16 protein-coding genes are annotated in these 15,361 nt (G+C 73.1%); 2 read left to right on the forward strand and 14 right to left on the reverse strand.

Features of this window, described 5'->3' with window-relative positions:
• Position 1: 1 nt before the first annotated feature.
• From ACJX2R_RS21335 to ACJX2R_RS21400, 14 genes are all read right to left on the reverse strand, one after another.
• On the reverse strand, positions 2-979 hold the full coding sequence (locus tag ACJX2R_RS21335; RefSeq protein ID WP_413101438.1) for an ACP S-malonyltransferase: 978 nt from the start codon (positions 977-979) through the stop codon (positions 2-4).
• 37 nt (positions 980-1,016) lie between these two features.
• Positions 1,017-2,135, reverse strand: a complete 1,119-nt coding sequence (locus ACJX2R_RS21340) for a beta-ketoacyl synthase N-terminal-like domain-containing protein (RefSeq protein ID WP_413101439.1) — start codon at positions 2,133-2,135, stop codon at positions 1,017-1,019.
• Between the two features lie 50 nt (positions 2,136-2,185).
• Positions 2,186-2,581, reverse strand: coding sequence for a hypothetical protein (locus ACJX2R_RS21345; protein WP_020871035.1), 396 nt, complete (start codon positions 2,579-2,581; stop codon positions 2,186-2,188).
• Between the two features lie 3 nt (positions 2,582-2,584).
• The gene (locus ACJX2R_RS21350; RefSeq protein WP_413101440.1) at positions 2,585-2,992 is read right to left on the reverse strand and encodes a hypothetical protein; all 408 of its coding nucleotides are present in this window, start codon (positions 2,990-2,992) and stop codon (positions 2,585-2,587) included.
• Entirely contained in the window at positions 2,992-3,318 is a 327-nt protein-coding gene (locus tag ACJX2R_RS21355) for a DsrE family protein (RefSeq protein ID WP_262699779.1), read from the reverse strand. The genes ACJX2R_RS21350 and ACJX2R_RS21355 overlap by 1 nt, the downstream gene beginning before the upstream one ends.
• The gene (locus ACJX2R_RS21360; protein ID WP_413101441.1) at positions 3,315-4,106 is read right to left on the reverse strand and encodes an SDR family oxidoreductase; all 792 of its coding nucleotides are present in this window, start codon (positions 4,104-4,106) and stop codon (positions 3,315-3,317) included. The genes ACJX2R_RS21355 and ACJX2R_RS21360 overlap by 4 nt, the downstream gene beginning before the upstream one ends.
• Complete coding sequence (locus ACJX2R_RS21365) at positions 4,103-5,230, reverse strand: beta-ketoacyl synthase N-terminal-like domain-containing protein (protein WP_413101442.1); 1,128 nt, start codon at positions 5,228-5,230, stop codon at positions 4,103-4,105. Before ACJX2R_RS21365 ends, ACJX2R_RS21360 begins: the two co-directional genes overlap by 4 nt.
• Positions 5,227-6,483 carry a beta-ketoacyl synthase N-terminal-like domain-containing protein gene (locus tag ACJX2R_RS21370; RefSeq protein WP_413101443.1) on the reverse strand — a complete coding sequence of 419 codons (1,257 nt, stop codon included), beginning with the start codon at positions 6,481-6,483 and terminating at the stop codon, positions 5,227-5,229. The genes ACJX2R_RS21365 and ACJX2R_RS21370 overlap by 4 nt, the downstream gene beginning before the upstream one ends.
• Positions 6,483-7,475, reverse strand: coding sequence for a hypothetical protein (locus ACJX2R_RS21375; protein ID WP_413101444.1), 993 nt, complete (start codon positions 7,473-7,475; stop codon positions 6,483-6,485). Before ACJX2R_RS21375 ends, ACJX2R_RS21370 begins: the two co-directional genes overlap by 1 nt.
• Positions 7,472-8,632: a beta-ketoacyl synthase N-terminal-like domain-containing protein gene (locus tag ACJX2R_RS21380; protein WP_413101445.1), complete on the reverse strand. Its 1,161-nt coding sequence runs from the start codon at positions 8,630-8,632 to the stop codon at positions 7,472-7,474. Before ACJX2R_RS21380 ends, ACJX2R_RS21375 begins: the two co-directional genes overlap by 4 nt.
• Positions 8,629-9,774 carry a beta-ketoacyl-[acyl-carrier-protein] synthase family protein gene (locus ACJX2R_RS21385; RefSeq protein ID WP_413101446.1) on the reverse strand — a complete coding sequence of 382 codons (1,146 nt, stop codon included), beginning with the start codon at positions 9,772-9,774 and terminating at the stop codon, positions 8,629-8,631. The genes ACJX2R_RS21380 and ACJX2R_RS21385 overlap by 4 nt, the downstream gene beginning before the upstream one ends.
• On the reverse strand, positions 9,771-11,012 hold the full coding sequence (locus ACJX2R_RS21390) for a beta-ketoacyl-[acyl-carrier-protein] synthase family protein (protein WP_413101447.1): 1,242 nt from the start codon (positions 11,010-11,012) through the stop codon (positions 9,771-9,773). The genes ACJX2R_RS21385 and ACJX2R_RS21390 overlap by 4 nt, the downstream gene beginning before the upstream one ends.
• A gap of 39 nt (positions 11,013-11,051) precedes the next feature.
• A complete protein-coding gene (locus ACJX2R_RS21395) occupies positions 11,052-11,303 on the reverse strand; it encodes an acyl carrier protein (RefSeq protein WP_413101448.1) in 252 nt (83 codons plus the stop codon).
• Positions 11,304-11,589: 286 nt separating this feature from the next.
• Positions 11,590-12,339: a LuxR C-terminal-related transcriptional regulator gene (locus ACJX2R_RS21400; RefSeq protein ID WP_413101449.1), complete on the reverse strand. Its 750-nt coding sequence runs from the start codon at positions 12,337-12,339 to the stop codon at positions 11,590-11,592.
• Between the two features lie 344 nt (positions 12,340-12,683).
• Between ACJX2R_RS21400 and ACJX2R_RS21405 the strand changes: the two genes are divergently transcribed.
• Positions 12,684-14,249, forward strand: coding sequence for an MFS transporter (locus tag ACJX2R_RS21405; RefSeq protein ID WP_413101450.1), 1,566 nt, complete (start codon positions 12,684-12,686; stop codon positions 14,247-14,249).
• 75 nt (positions 14,250-14,324) lie between these two features.
• The gene (locus ACJX2R_RS21410; RefSeq protein ID WP_262699789.1) at positions 14,325-15,341 is read left to right on the forward strand and encodes a zinc-dependent alcohol dehydrogenase; all 1,017 of its coding nucleotides are present in this window, start codon (positions 14,325-14,327) and stop codon (positions 15,339-15,341) included.
• Positions 15,342-15,361: the final 20 nt, after the last annotated feature.

Raw genomic sequence — 15,361 nt, forward strand, 5'->3', positions numbered from 1 at the left:
CTCAGCGTTCGGGGGTGGTGAGCTTGGCGAGGGCGGCGGCCGACTCGACCGGGACGGTGAGCGCGCCGTCCGCGATCCGGCGGATCATGCCGGTCAGCTGGCGCCCGGGGCCCAGCTCCACGAACCGGACACAGCCCAGCTCGCCGGCGAGCGTGCGGACGCTCTCCTCCCAGCGCACCGGGCTGGTGAGCTGGGCCAGTTCGAGGTCCCGCCAGTGCTCGCCGCTCGCGTACGACCGGGCGTCCACGTTGGCGACGACCGGGGTGTGCCCGGGGGCGAAGTCCACGGCGGCCAGTGCCTCGCGCAGCTCGTCGGCGGCGGCGGCCATCAGCGGGCTGTGGAAGGCGCCGCCGACGGCGAGCCGGATCACCTTGCCCTCGCTCTCCACGGCCAGTTCGGCGAGCCGGTCCACGGCCTCGGCGGTGCCGGAGAGCACGATGGCGCCGGGCGCGTTCACATTGGCGATCCAGACCTGGCCGCCGTCCTCCTGCACCCGGGCGACCAGCGCCTCCACGGTCTCCGGGCCGAGCCGCACCACGGCGGCCATGGTGCCGGGCGACCGCTCGGCGCACGCGCGCATGGCCCGGCCGCGGGCGGCCACGAGGCGGGCGGTGTCGGCGAGCGGCACGGCCCCGGCGGCGTACAGCGCGGTGTACTCGCCCAGGCTGTGCCCGGCACAGGCCACCGCTCCGCCCAGCAGCCCGGCGGCCTCCGCCTCGCGGTGGGCGATCACCTCGGTGGTGAAGACGGCGATCTGGGCGAGGTCGGTGCGGCGCAGCGTCTCGTCGTCGGCCTTCAGCAGGAGTTCCTCGACGTCGATACCGGTGTACTCGGAGATCTCCGCCACCAGCGCCCAGGACGCGGTGTCCCGCCACGCCTCGCCCATGCCCGCCTTCTGGGCGCCCTGCCCGGGGAAGACCAGCGCCGTACGGGGCACCGCCTCTTCACGGGCTCCGCCCATCGTCTCTCGGTCCGTCATCTCAACCAGCTCCTTCAGTTCAGGGGGCGGCGGCCCGTCACCGGATCCGCAGCAGGGCCGCGCCGACCACGCCGTCCCTGTCCACTGTGGTGACCAGGGCGGTTCCGCCGGAGGGGATCTCCTTGCGCTCGGCCATCGCGAGCACGGCGGCGATCTGGAAGGCCGCCGCGGCGGCGCAGGTGTCCCCGATGGTGTCCGCGGCCGTGATCCGCGGCGGCTCCTTGCCGCCGAGGGCGTCGGCGAGGGCGGCCAGCTCGGCCTCCCCCTCGGCGCCGGGGGCACCGGAGTCGGCGACGGCGCTCAGCTCGCCGGGGGCCACCCCGGTACGGTCCAGCAGCCGGCCGATCGCCTCGGCGAGCACCGGACGGGCGGCCTTCGCGTCCGCGGCGCAGCCGAACTCCAGGCCCACCACCTCGGCCAGCCCCTCGCGGCCGTGCTCGCGCGCCGAGGCGTCCGGCTCCAGCAGCCATACGGCCGCGCCCTCGCCGAGCACGGCGGCGCTGTTCTCGTCCGCGCGGGCGTGCCACTCCAGCCAGGCGCGGGCGGAGGAGAACTCCTCGACCGCCCCGCACAGCACGGCCCTGGCCCGTCCGGCCCGCTGGAGCCGCACCGCGTACCGCAGGGCGAGCAGCCCGGTGGCGCGGCCGCCCGCGATGGTGGTGTTGGGGCCCCTGAGCCCGTGCCAGATGGCGGACTGGCCGGCCGCGCAGTTCATCACGGTGTTGGGGAACCGGGCCGGGTCCACGTAGAAGGGCTTCTCGCCGACCAGCGAGTCCCGGGTGAAGTCCATGATGCTCTGGGCGGAGCCGGTGCTGGTGCCGAGCGCGAGACCGGTCTCCTCGCCCACCCCCGGCAGCCGTTCGCCCTCGCCGTACTCCCGTTCCCCGGTCAGCAGATGGCGTATCGCGGTGACGGCGAGGCCGGTGGCCCGGTCCATGGAGCGGGTGCCCTTGCGGCCGAGGATCTGCCGGATGTGGAAGTCGGGCACGAGACTCGCCTCGCGGAACGGCGCCGACCACTCCTCGGGGTCCAGCGGCCGGGCGGCCGAGCGGCCGGACCGCAGGGCCGCGGTGAAGTCGGCCCCGCGCAGTCCCAGGGGCGATACGGCCGTCCAGGCCGAGATGACCGGGGCTGCCCCGGAGGGGGCGTTGACCATGGGTACGGGTACTCCTTCGGTTGAGGCCAAGGGGCCGTGGGCGGGGCGGGTCACAGGAACCACACCTGTTCGTAGGAGGGCCAGCGGGCCGCGAGGTCGTCGCCCCCGATGACGCGTACGCCGGGCAGCAGCCGCTCGGCGGCGGTACGGCCGAGCGCGGCCAGACCGTCCTCCTCGACCAGCACGGTCACCCCGGCGGCCAGCAGCTTCGCCACGGAGGTGGGCGGATGGGGCAGGGTGTCCAGGGTGCGGCCGCCGAGGCGCAGCGAGGGCCGGGGGCCGGTGTCGAGGGCGTAGCCGGCGGCGGGGCCGCGCAGCGCCAGATCGCAGCCGCCGCTCTGCCGGTGCAGATCGGGCACGCAGTACAGCACGTCGGCGTACTGGGTCTCGATCGAGCCCCGGTACGCCTTCTCCACGATCAGCAGCCAGCGCGCCTGGTCGCCCATGGCTCAGCACACCCCCATGAGCAGGCTCTTGTCCGCCGCGTTCACATGCTCGGCGAAGACGAACGGCGCCCGCGTGCGGACCTGCGGGATCTGGTCCGCGGCGCCGCGCTCCCCGGCGCAGAAGCGGCACACGTACCAGTACAGCCGGTCGGGGTGGTCCTCGATCAGCTCGCGGACGACGCGGGCGGTGGAGGGGTGCTCGCGCCCCAGGTCGGTGTAGTCGCGCGGTTTGGTGTCACCGAGGGCCGCGCCGGTCAGCCGGGTGGCGTCGCCGCAGGTCCAGATCTGCACCCGGGCGCCCCGGGCGAGCAGCGCGGCCGCCAGTCGCAGCGCCGAGGTGACCAGGTCGGTCTGGTGGGGCGCGCCGAAGAGGTTGAGCAGCACATCGGTACGGGGGACGGGCCTGGGCATCAGTGCCACACCGCCCTGAGCCGCGGCTCCAGCAGCTTGGCGGCCACGTCGTCCATCTCCACCAGCCGCGCCCGGGGCGTCAGATCGGCGGCGGGCAGGGCGCGCTGGGCGGCGGAGAAGGTGTCCACCCACAGTTCGCCGCCGTCGCTCAGGAACGTCTCGATGCCCGGTGCGGTGCCGGGGACGGCGGCGGTCACGCCGTTCTCCACGAGGAACAGCACCACCTGGTGGCCGTCCCTGGCCAGCCGCGCGGCATCGCCGAGGAACCGCTCGCAGGCGGGTCCGGTCTGCGGCCCGCCGCTCTCGATCAGCAGATGGGCCGTCATGTCAGCAGCTCACCGCCGTCCACGCCGATCACATTGCCGGTGATCCAGGAGGAGTCGGTGCGCGAGAGCAGCGAGACCGCCTCGGCGACGTCCTCGGGCCGGGTCAGCCGCCGGTGCGGATTGAGGTCCCGGGCGTACGCGGCGAGCCGGTCGCTGCCGGGGATGCGCTCCATGGACGGGGTCGGGGTGACCCCGGCACGCAGCGCGTTGACGGCGATGCCGGAAGGGGCGAGCTCCAGGGCGAGCTGGCGCACATGCGACTCCAGGGCGGCCTTGGCGGCGGAGACCGCGCCGTAGTGGGGCATCACCCTGACGCCCCCGGCGCTGGTCATCGCGTACACCTTGGCGCCCTGGCGCAGCAGCCCCGCGGTGAACAGGTCCTGGGTCCAGTAGACGAGCGAATGCGCCATCACATCGAGCGTCATGTTCATCTGGCGGGCGGTCAGGCTGTCCTCGCCCTCGGCGCCGACGTACGGCAGCAGGGTGCCGAAGGCGAGGGAGTGCACCACGATCCGGATGCCGGTGCCGCCGGTCAGCTCCTCGAACCGGGGCAGCAGCTCCTCTCGGGTGCGGGCGGAGGCGGCGTTGGCGTTGAAGAAGTGGGCCTCGACGCCGTGGCCGCGCATCTTCTCCCGGGCGGCGGCGGCCTTCTCCTGGCCGTCGGTGGTGTCGAAGTGGACGCCGAGGATGTGGACGCCCTCGCGGGCCAGTTCATGGGCGATGGCCAGGCCCATACCGCTGGAGGCGCCCAGGACCAGGCACCAGGAACCTTCGAGTCGGGTGATCATCGGTCGCTCGCCCTCCGTCGTCCGCTCATGGGCTGCTCGCTTCCGGCGCTGGCGTCGGCTCCGGCGGGCGTCTCGGCTCCGGCGGGCGCGTCCGCTATGGCGCTCGCGTCGGCTCCGGCGGGCGCGTTCAGCTGGGCGCTCGCGTCGGTACCTGAAACCGCCTCCAGCTGGGCGCCCGGGGTCACCAGGCAGACGGCGACGTTCCCCTCGGCCGCCGCCGTGACCACGGCGTGGGGGTGGCCCTCCGGCGCGCCGAGGGCGGCGGCCACGCGCGCCACCGGCTCCAGGGCGCCCGCGCCCGCCGGGACCCGCTCGGGCCTCCCCGCCAGGGCCCGCCCGCCCAGCGCCTTCTCGTCCAGCGCCGCCGCCATGGCCGCGCCGACCGGGGAGCCGTCGAGGACGGCGGTGACGGCCAGGGGCCGGTCCGGCCGGTGGCCGAGGGCGTCCAGCGCGTACCGCAGCAGCGCCGCGGCCCGCTCGGCCCCCTCGGCGGAGGCGGCCACCCTCGGCGGCAGGAAGAACGAGCGGACGCCCACCCGGCCCAGCGCCGCCACCCCCCGGCCGCGGGCGGCCGGTTCGGGCTCCAGCACCAGCGCGACGGCCCCGGCCTCCGAGGTGTCCGCCCCCGGTTCGACCTCGGGCAGCGCCTCCTCGGTGGCCCCGGCCAGCAGCCGCCGGGCCCGGCCGGTGGCGAGGGCGCGCTGACCGGTCTGGATCGCCTCCAGGCCCGCGACCCGGGGGCTGGTGAAGGTGAGGTTGAAGCCCTTGAGGTCGTGTTCGGTGGCCAGGCGGCTGCCGAAGAGGTTGATGGAGAAGTAGGGCGCGGTGACCGGGGACAGATCGCCCGCCCCGGTGGCGGTGACCGTACGGTCCATCGTGTGGTGCAGGGCGACGGCCGCGCTGTTGGTGCCCACCGCGGCGCCCCGCTCCTCGGGCCCGACCGCCGCCAGGGCCTCCGGCCCCGCCTGGGCCAGCGCGCGCTTGGCCGCGGCGAGGAAGTACTGGGAGGCGGCGGGCAGGTACTTGTAGCCGTGTCGGCCGAGCGCCGTACGGAAGTCGAAGCCGTCCGCGCCCACGGTGCCGATGCCCGTCACCACGAGGCCGGTGGCCGGTTCGTCGCTCACGCGGCGGCCTCCCCGAAGACGAGCGAGATGTTGTTGCCCCCGAACGCGTAGGCGTTGACCAGCCCGTACGCCCCGGTCATGGGCGCCGAGCCGGACGGCAGCCGCACCGCGCACTCCGGGTCCTGCTCGCCGACCGGCACGTTCGGCGGCAGCGTCCCGTGGTGCAGCACCAAGCTGGCGGCCAGCGCGGCGAACGCGCCCGCCGCGCCGCCGGTGTGCCCGATGAGCGCCTTGACGCTGTAGAGGGGCGTACGGGGGGTCAGCGCGTCCAGTACCCGGCTCTCCACCACGTCGTTGAGCTCGGTGCCGGTGCCGTGCGGGATCACGAACCCCAGCCCGCCGGAGCCGGATTCGGACCCGGCCCCAGATTCGGATTCGGGTCCGGCCCCAGATCCGGATTCGGCCCCCGCCTCCCGGAGCGCCTCGCGCATCGCGCGCTCGATCTGCTCGCCGGAGGGCTCGGGGGCGGTCGCGTGGTAGGCGTCGCAGCTCCAGCCGGCGCCCGCCAGACGGCCGTAGACGGTGCGCGCGCCGCGCGCGCGGGCGTGCGTGGCGGACTCCAGGACGAGCACGGCGGCACCCTCGCCGAAGACGGTCCCCCGCCGTTCGACGGCGAACGGGCGGCAGCGCTCGGGGTCGATGGCGCCCAGCCGGTTGAAGCAGGCGAGGGCGACGCGGGAGTACGCCTCGGCGCCGCCCGCGATGACCACGTCGGCCTCGCCGGAACGGATCAGATCGGCCCCCACCGAAAGCGCGTAACCGCTGGCGGCGCACGCGTTGCTGACGCAGGTGTTGACGCCTTCGGCGCCGAACCACCCGCCAACCACCGAGGCCAGCGGGAAGGGAGGCGCCCAGCGGCCGGACGCGGGGGCCTCGCCGGTCCACCAGCCCTCGTGCAGATCCGTGTCGCCCATACCGGTGCTGAGGGCGACGGCCACCCGGCGCGGATCGAGCCCGCTGCCTGTGCCCTCCAGCCCCGGCACCACGGCCAGCCCCGCGTCCGCGACCGCCTCGCGCGCCGCCGCGAGCGCGAACCGCGAGCCGCGCCCCAGCGGCAGCCCGTCCTGCTCCTCGGGGCCGTCCGGAATGTCGGCCTCCGGCACCAGGTACATCAGTGGATGGTCCATGTGGGCGAGCGGATCGGGGACCCGCGTCGGCGCGGTGTCCGCCTTGTGCATCCCGCGCCAGAAGGCGTCCGTGCCCGCGCCCAGCGGGGACAGCGCGCCGAGGCCGGTGACCAGTACGTCGTCCATCAGGTGCCGCTCTGTTCTCCGCCGAGCGCGTCCAGCACCCGCCGGTCGAAGGGGACCAGCCGCCAGTCGCTGCGGTTGTCGATCAGCGCGTAGCCGTGGGTGATCCGGCCGGTGGCGGTGAGGGTGAGCGCGCCGTCGCGGACCACGAAGCAGTCCATCCGGGCGGTGTAGGTGAGGTCCTTGAAGATCTCCTCGACCGTGTAGACGGTGTAGAGGTCCTCCTCCATCACCGCCTCGTCGAGGACGCGCACCGACGACTGGGGGACGACCGGTATCCATTTGCGTTCGTCCAGCAGGGTCTTGATGGAGATGCCGCGGTCGAGGACGAAGCGGTCCTTGGCCTCCTCCAACAGCCGCAGATAGCCGGACATCTGGAGCCGCTCGGTGAAGTGGCAGTAGGGGTAGGGGATGTTCCACTTCCAGGCGTAGGCGTTGCGGCCCGAGGTCAGGGACGCCAGGACGGCGGCCTCGTCCCCGTCCGGCATCCGCACCCGGATCGGCGCGAGTTCGCCCGCGCGCGCCTCGGCCCCCAGCCGGTCCACCACGAACGGCGCGAATTCGGCGGGGGGTCCGTCCAGCTCCGGCAGATAGGTGTCGGCGCGCAGCGAGACCCGCACCTTGGCGGCCACGGCCTTGAGGACCGAGCCGTCGCGCTCCACGCGGAGGGTCACCCGGAAGCCGAGGGTGCGGTCGTCGTCCTCGGTGTCCGGCACCACCTCGGCCTCGGCCACGTCGTCCATGTGGAAGGCGTGCAGGATGCGGGTCTCCAGGGCGACGACGTCCAGCCCGAGACCGTGCTCCTCGTACAGCCGCCGGGCGGGCGCCCCGGAGTCCGCGAAGTGCACCAGTACGGCTTCCTCGACGAGGTAGTTGACGTGTTTGAAGCCGATCCAGGTGCAGATGTTCGACCCCTCGTAGCGCGGGCGCAGCCGGACGGTGGTGACGTCCGTCAGCAGGGTTTTGGTCGACATCGGCGGGACGACGGCGGTCATCGGGAACACTCCATGGAGATAAGGGGGGCACGTGCGGGGTGCGGGGGGCACCGGTCGGGCGCGGGGCGCAGCAGCAGTCCGGCCACGGCGTCCGCGGTGTCGTCCCCGCTGGTGATCAGCGCCTGACGGGACGCGGGCACCGGGTCCGGCGCGGCCCCGGGACCGGCGGCCTCGATGACGCTCCCGGCTCCCGCTTCCGGACCGGCTCCAACTCCAGCTCCGGCCCCGGCCCCGGCGTCGGCCCCGGCCCCGGCGCGGGCCAGCCAGCCGACGGCCGCCGCGCACTGGAGCACCCCGAGGGCCCCGGAGGCCCGGCCCACCGCACCGGTGACGTCGTAGCGCGGCACCGCCCCCGGCACCGGTACGGCCCCGGCGGGCCCCTCGGCGTAACGCTCGGGGGTGAACCAGACGCCAGGGGCGCCGCCGTCGGGCAGCAGGGCCTCGACGCAGCCGCCGAGCCCGGACCGCCGTTCGTACGGCCCGAGGGCGGCGACGGCTCGTGCCCCCCGGGCCTCGGCCCAGCGCGCGCCCTCGACGACGACGGCTGCCGCGCCGTCCAGCAGTTCACCGGCGGACCGGCCGAGCAGATCCTCCACGACGGCGTTGTGCGTCTCCACGCCGATCACCACCGCGCGCCGTACCCGGCCCGCCGCGACCAGAGTGGCGCCCCAGTGCACGGCGTCCAGGCCGGAGGTCGCCCCGTTGCACAGCATCAGATTGGGGCCGCGCAGCCCGTGGCGGATGGCCACCCAGGAGGCGATCACATTGCTGGAGGCGTTCGGCAGGCTCATGGGGCTGAGGTCCACGGCCGACCGCTCGGCGATGGCGGCGGCGGTGAGACAGGCGGTGTCGAGGTTGCCCAGGTTGGAGCTGGCGACCACGCCGACGGTGTCGCCGGGCACGGTCACCTCCTCGCCATCGGAGGGGATCAGGTCCGCGTTCCGCAGCGCCTCCAGCGCGGCGCACAGCGCCAGCCGGGTGGCCCGGTCCTTGTAGCGGTGGCCCCGGCGGCCGATCCGGGCGGCGGTGTCGAACGGTTCGGGGGCGGGCCCGGCGACGGGGCAGGCGGTACGGCGCAGCAGCGCCTCGGGGGTGGCGACGCCGGGGACGGCCAGGCCGACGCCGGTGACGACGACTTCGCCGCGGCCATGCGTCATCGGCCGGCCCTCTCGACGATGGCGACCGCGTTGACCCCGCCGAAGCCGAACGCGTCGATCTGCGCGACCCGCAGATCCCCGTCCTCCCGCGCCTGCTCCCGGACGAAGCGGAACGCCTCGGCCTCGGGGAGCGGTTCGGCCAGGCCCAGGGTGGGCGGCACCCGGCCGGAGGCCAGGGACTCCAGCGCGACGATGAGGCTGAGCAGCCCCGAGCCGCCCGAGGTGTGGCCGGTCATGCACTTTATGGCGGTCATCAGGGGCCCGCCGACCTCGCGGCCGAAGACCTCGGCGATGGCGCTCGCCTCGGCGGCGTCGTTCAGCTGGGTACCGGTCCCGTGCAGCAGCACCAGGTCGATGTCGCCGGGTTTGACGTTCGCCCGCCACTGCGCCTCGTGCACCGCCCGCGCGATGCCCTGCGGGTCGGGGGCGGTCACATGGTTCGCGTCGCAGTTCATGCTGACGGCGCGCACCCGGCCGAGCGCGCGGGTCTCCGCGCCGGGCTCCTCCCGGCGCAGCACCACGGCGGCCGCGCCGTCGCCCATCAGCACGCCGCGGCGGTCCCGGTCGAACGGCCGGACGCGGTCGGGGGGTTCGCTGTTGACGCGGTCCAGCAGCCCGTACATCGACTCGGTGAGGGTGTCGACACCGGCCACCACGACGGTGTCCTCGGCCCCCGTGGTCAGCAGGTCGGCGGCGAGTGCGAGCGCGTAGAGGGAGGCCGAGCAGGCCCCGGAGAAGGTGTGGGTGCGCACCGCGCCGAAACGCGTCCGCAGCGCGGTGCCGAAGTGCAGCCGGCCGATGTCGAAGGGGGTGCCGTCGCGCCAGGCGAGCTCGGCCGAACGCAGCTCCCGCAGCCCGGTGCCGACGAGGACCGGCACCTCGCTCAGGTCCTCGCCGAGCCCCGCCTGGGCCGCGGCCTCGCCGACCGCGCGCAGCAGCCAGTCGGTGGCGCGGCCCGGGAGGTCGGTGCCGGGCGCGGGGCGGTCGTCGATCTCGTAGGCGTGGCGGGTCCGGTACCGCTCCCGGTCGAAGCCGCGCAGTTCGCCGAGTCCGCTGGTGCCCGCGCACAGGGCCCGGAAGACCTCGTCGACGCCCTCGCCCACGCTCGCCACCGCGCCCGCGCCCGTCACCAGCTGGCTCATGACCAGTCCGCTCGGGCCTTGCCGAAGATGACGACGGCGTTGTTGCCGCCGAACGCGAGCCCGTTGTTCTGGACCACCTTCAGGTCCGCCGCCACGGCCTGGTTGGGCACACAGTCCAGACCGCACTCGGGGTCGGTGTGCTCATGGTTGATGGTCGGCGGGATGAAGCCCTCGGTGAGCGCGAGGGAGCAGGCGATCGAGGCCAAGGCCCCGGCGGCGCCCATGGAATGGCCGATCATCGACTTGATGGAGACCGTGCGCGGCGGGGCGGCGTCCCCGAAGACCTGGCGGATGGCGCGGGCCTCGGTGATGTCGTTGGCCTTGGTGCCGGTGCCGTGCGCCGAGATGAAGTCGACCTCGTCCGGCTTGACGCGGGCGTTCTCCAGGGCGAGGCGCATACAGCGGACCACGCTGTCCTGGTTGGGGGCCACGGGGTGGTCCGCGTCGCAGTTGAGTCCGTAGCCGAGCACCTCGGCGTAGATACGGGCGCCGCGGGCCAGCGCCGACTCCAGGCTCTCCAGCACCAGGATGCCGGCGCCCTCGCCGGTCAGGATGCCCTTGCGGTCCTTGTCGAAGGGCTGACAGCGCTCGGGGGCGATGGTGCCCAGGCGGTAGAAGCCGGTGAAGGTCTTGCGGCAGAGCGCGTCGGCGCCGCCGCACAGCGCCATGTCCACGTCCCCGCCGCGGATGGCGTCGTAGCCGTAGCCGACCGCGTAGTTCCCGGCGGCGCACGCGGTGGGGAGGGTGACCGCCTCGGCGCGGGTGAGGCCGAACTCCTGGGCGATCGCGCTCGACAGCCGCCCCGCGGGCACCCGCCGGGCGACCGTCGGGTCCATCCGCTCGGGCCCCAGGTCCACTTCCTCCTCGACCAGATGGTCCAGGTCCCTGGACTCGCCGTCGGTCGTGCCGACGGAGATCAGACAGGGGATGTCGCGCAGCGCGCTCTCCGGCTCGGGAAATCCGGCGTCGGCCACCGCCATACGGGCCGCCGCGACCGAGAACCGGCTCGCCCGGCCCAGCGTCCGCACATCGAGATTTCGAATCCAGCGGTCCGGCTCGAAATCCTTGACCTCACACGCCGTAGATCGGTCGAAGCCCTCCGTGTCGAACGCGGTGATGGGCCCCGCCGCGCTCTTCCCGGCGCGCAGTCCGGCGAGGAATTCCGCCGCGCCGATGCCGATGCCGGACACCGCCCCGAGGCCGGTGACAACGACCCTACGACCCGGCTCACCACGCATTTCGCCCTGCCTTCCGAGGAGTCCGCCAGGATCCGGCGGTCACCAGCCCGCCGCGTCGGAGACAACCTCATAGACGCCCCGGAGGTTTACCATCCGGCTGAGTTCGGACTGGTCTATGACAATGTTGAAGGATTTCTCCAATGCCGCGAGTATTTCAATGGCACGCAGTGAATCCGCGTCATGCTCTTCTTTGAAGAGACTGGTCTCGGTGACCTCGTCGGGGTCGATCTCAAGAATATCGGTAACGATTTCCTTGATGGTTTCACGACGCTCTTCGACGATGGCGGTCATTACCGCGCACCTCCATTTTCGGGCATGGGCAAAGCGACGAAGCTTCCGCTGACGCTAGGCGCCGGTTCGGGAGGGGACAACCCCAGAGTCCACTAGCTGTCACGCACCCGATGAACACCAGCGTTCGACTAGTCGGCGTGTCATAAAGCTGCACATGGCAGCCGGTTACCCCACGGTCAGAAGATGGAATCGACAGGAAGCTGCCAGGTCGCCGACGGACAGAAGCGTGTCAATGTCGCTCAAACCGCCAACAACCCGGCCGCCGTCCCGGTGCGATGGCCCACCCCTACTCGGGGTCGGACCCCATCAGCCCGGCGCGCACGGCGCGCACTCCGGCCTGGAACCGCGATTCGACCTGGAGGTCCCGCATGATGTCGGCCACATAGCGACGGTACGTACGCACCGAAAGGCCCAGTTTGCGCGCCGCGGCGTCGTCCTTGTAGCCCTCCGCCATCAGCGTCAGCACCTCGCGCAGCACCCGGCCGCGCGCACCGCCCTCGAACGACAGCGGCCGCATCGGGCGCTGGGCCGTGTCCCACATGCCGCACAGCAGTTGGTGCAGCATATCGGCCACGGTCGAGTTCTGGATCATCGAGGCGCGGGAGCCGCCGGGCTCGCCCGGCGAGGCGTCGGGCGCGATGACCGCCGCGCCGTCCACGACCACCAACTCCTGCCGCACCCCTTCGAAGACGCGCACCTCCAGGCGCGCCACGGTGCCCACCGAGCGCTGCCACGCCACGCCCCGGATGACCGCCGGCGGGCACAGCATCCGGGTCCTGACCCCCTTGCCCGCCAGCTGGGCGAGCGTCTGTCCGACGAGCCGGGCGTGGTCCTCGCCCATGACCTCCGGCAGACTCCAGATCACATCCCGCTCGGCGCGCAGCACCAGCCGCGCCACCCACCCGGCCACGGCCTCCCCGGCCACCGGCAGTTCGGCGGACGCCGAGGCCAGCGCGGAGCGACGGTGGTGGTGTACGGCGGACTCCAGGAGGCGTAACGCCTGGCCCAGAGTCTCCTCCAGGTTGTCCGACCCCATGTCCGGCTCCGTTCGAACCGCGGCCCCCGTGCCCACCTCCCCGTCAAATCCATCAATAGGCACTCGCCCATTTGGTTGAATTCCGAAATGGCTCAAAGGACACCCCCGTTCCCTTTCCGGGAACAGTAACGAGCCCCCTGGCACACGGCAAGGAAGATCGCTCCTTATGGGACACTTCCCGCCGGGAAATACCCTCGCGTTCCGGCCACCACACCTCCCCGTGTCGGCAAGGGGCTGCGCCTCCGCTCGGCGGATTGGTAACTTCCTCTAGAGCCAGCACGCCATCCCTTGCCATACGACGCGGACCCCCCACCATGCCTTGGGTCCCGAAAGGCGCCGCCCCCATGGCTGCACAGAACACCGCGACCACCGATGCCACCCAGGCCGGTCCTTCACACTCCCCCACCGGTCGCCAATGGCTCGCCCTTTCGGTGCTCGTCCTGTCCCAACTCGCGGTGTGGCTGGACAACACCGTGCTGAACGTGGCCCTCAAGACCCTGGCCGACCCCTCAGAGGGGCTCGGCGCCAGCCCCAATCAGCTCCAGTGGAGCATCAGCTCCTACACCCTGGTCTTCGCGGTGCTGCTGTTCACCGGCGGAGTGCTCGCCGACCGCTACGGCCACCGCCGCTTACTGCTGACCGGCATGGTGGTCTTCGGCGCGGCCTCCGCCTGGGCCGCCTACTCCGGCTCGGCCACCGAACTGATCGTGGCGCGCGGCGCGATGGGCATCGGCAGCGCCCTGATCATGCCCGCGACCCTCGCCCTGATCGCCCAGGTCTTCGACGAGCGGCACCGGGCCACCGCCATCGCCATCTGGTCGGGTTCCAGTGGAATCGCGATCGCCACCGGGCCGATGCTCAGCGGAGCGCTGCTCGACCACTTCTGGTGGGGTTCGGTCTTCCTGGTGAACGTGCCGATCGTGCTGCTGTGCGTGGCCGGATCGTTCGTGTTCCTGCCCGGTGTGGTCACCCGGGTGCGGCAGAAGTTCGACCCGCTGGGCGTGGTGCTCTCCACCGCCGGGCTCTTCGCCATCGTCTGGGGCGTCATCGAGGGCGGCCACCGCAACGACTGGACCGACCCGGCCATCGTGGGCTCGCTGGCCGGGGGCGTGCTGCTGGTCATGGTCTTCGTCCTCGTCGAACTGCGCGTCGCCAACCCCAGCTTCGACGTACGGCTCTTCCGCGACATCCGCTTCACCGGCGCCAGCGTCGCCGTCATGCTCACGTTCTTCGGGCTCAACGGCTCGATGTACTACACCAGCTTCTATCTCCAGGGCGTCCACGGCCAGACCCCGCTGGAGTGCGGTCTCTCCATCGCCCCCGTCGCCCTCGGCGTGCTGCTGGGCGCCCCGCTCTCGGCCAAGCTGGTACGGGCCTACGGGGTGCGCCCGGTCGTCACCGCGGCCATGCTGATCGCCACCACCGGCTTCGTCGCCTACGTGTTCCTCGACGAACACAGCGGACTGCCGCTGTTCTGGGTCTTCCTCATCCTCCAGGGCCTGGGCATGGGCGCCGCCGTCGCCCCCACCACCGAGGCCATCATGGCGATCCTCCCCGCCGACCGGACCGGCGCGGGCTCCGCCGTCAACAACTCGCTGCGGCAGATCGGCGGCGTCCTCGGGGTGGCGGTCCTCGGCTCGGTCCTGGTCAGCGTCTACCGCGACCGGGTCACCCCGCGCCTGAGCGGACTGCCCTCCCGTGCCGCCGACGGCGCCGCGGAGTCGCCCGAGGCCACCCGGCTGCTCGGCGCGAAGATGCGGCTGCCCAGGCTCTCGGACATCGCCGACGAGGGGTTCGTCCACGCCATGCACGTGGCCTCCGTCGTCGGCGCGGCCGCCGCCGCGGCCGGAGCCCTGATCATCTGGTGGGGCTTCCGCAGGACATCTTCCGGAGCGCGATCCAGCATGTGATCGTTCTTCCTTGCCACCCCCGTCGCCCCGCAATAGCCTCCCGGCACAACATCCGTAACGGGGAAGGCAGTTCATATGCGTACAGCTGTCATCACGGCGGCGGGCCAGGTGGAGACCAGAGAGATACCCGTCCCCGACATCGGTGACTCCGAGGTGCTGGTACGCATCGCGGCCTGCGGCATCTGCACCATGGAGGCCAATCTCTACGCGGGGCGGATGACGGTCTACCCCGCCGCCGCCGGACATGAGATATCCGGCTGGGTCGAGCGGATCGGCGCCAAGGCCGCCGCGCTGGAGGACATGCCCGCCGTCGGCTCCCTCGTCGCCCTCGACGGACTGCCGCGCTGCGGCGCCTGCCGCAGCTGCCGGCGCGGCCAGACCGCCATCTGCGTCGCGCTCCAGGGGCACAAGCGGGAGGACGGCGCGATCACCATGGGCGCGGGGCTCGCCGAGTACATCGCCCTGCCCGCCTCCCGGGTGTGGTCGGTCGGCGACGCCGACCCCGCCGTGGCCGCCATGGGCGAGCCGCTGGCCTGCGTGGTCCACTCGCTGCGCCGCGGCGGCTTCCGCGCCGGGGACCGGGTCACCGTCATCGGCGCCGGCTACATGGGCCATCTCCACCTCGCCGTCGCCGCGCATCTCCAGGCCCGTGGCGTCGCGGTGGTCGAACGGGACGAGCAGCGGCTGGCCGCCATCGCGGCGGCGGGCGCCGACGCGGCCGTCACGCCCGAGGACATCGGACAACTGCCCCCGGCGGACGTGGTCTTCGTGACCATCGCGTCCAAGGAGGCCATCGCCTCGGCGCTCGCCGCGGTCGCCGACGGCGGCACCATCGTCCTCTACGGCGGCGGCCCCGGCGGCCCGCCCGCCGAGCTCCCCGGCTATGAGGTGCACCGCCGCCAGCTGACCGTCACCGGCTCCTTCAGCCATGAGCCGGACGACTGGCGGGCCGCCGCCGAACTGCTGCGCGGCGGGCGGCTGTCCGGACGGCTGGAGACGCTGGTCACGGCGCGCTACTCGCTGGACGAGGTGGAGAAGGCGCTCAAGCAGGCCGCGGAGACGCCCGTCTACCGCGTGGTCGTCACGCCGTAGCCATGACCCGAACCGCCGAG

The sequence above is a fragment of the Streptomyces sp. Inha503 genome (assembly GCF_047215865.1).
GTDB lineage: Bacteria > Actinomycetota > Actinomycetes > Streptomycetales > Streptomycetaceae > Streptomyces > Streptomyces lycopersici.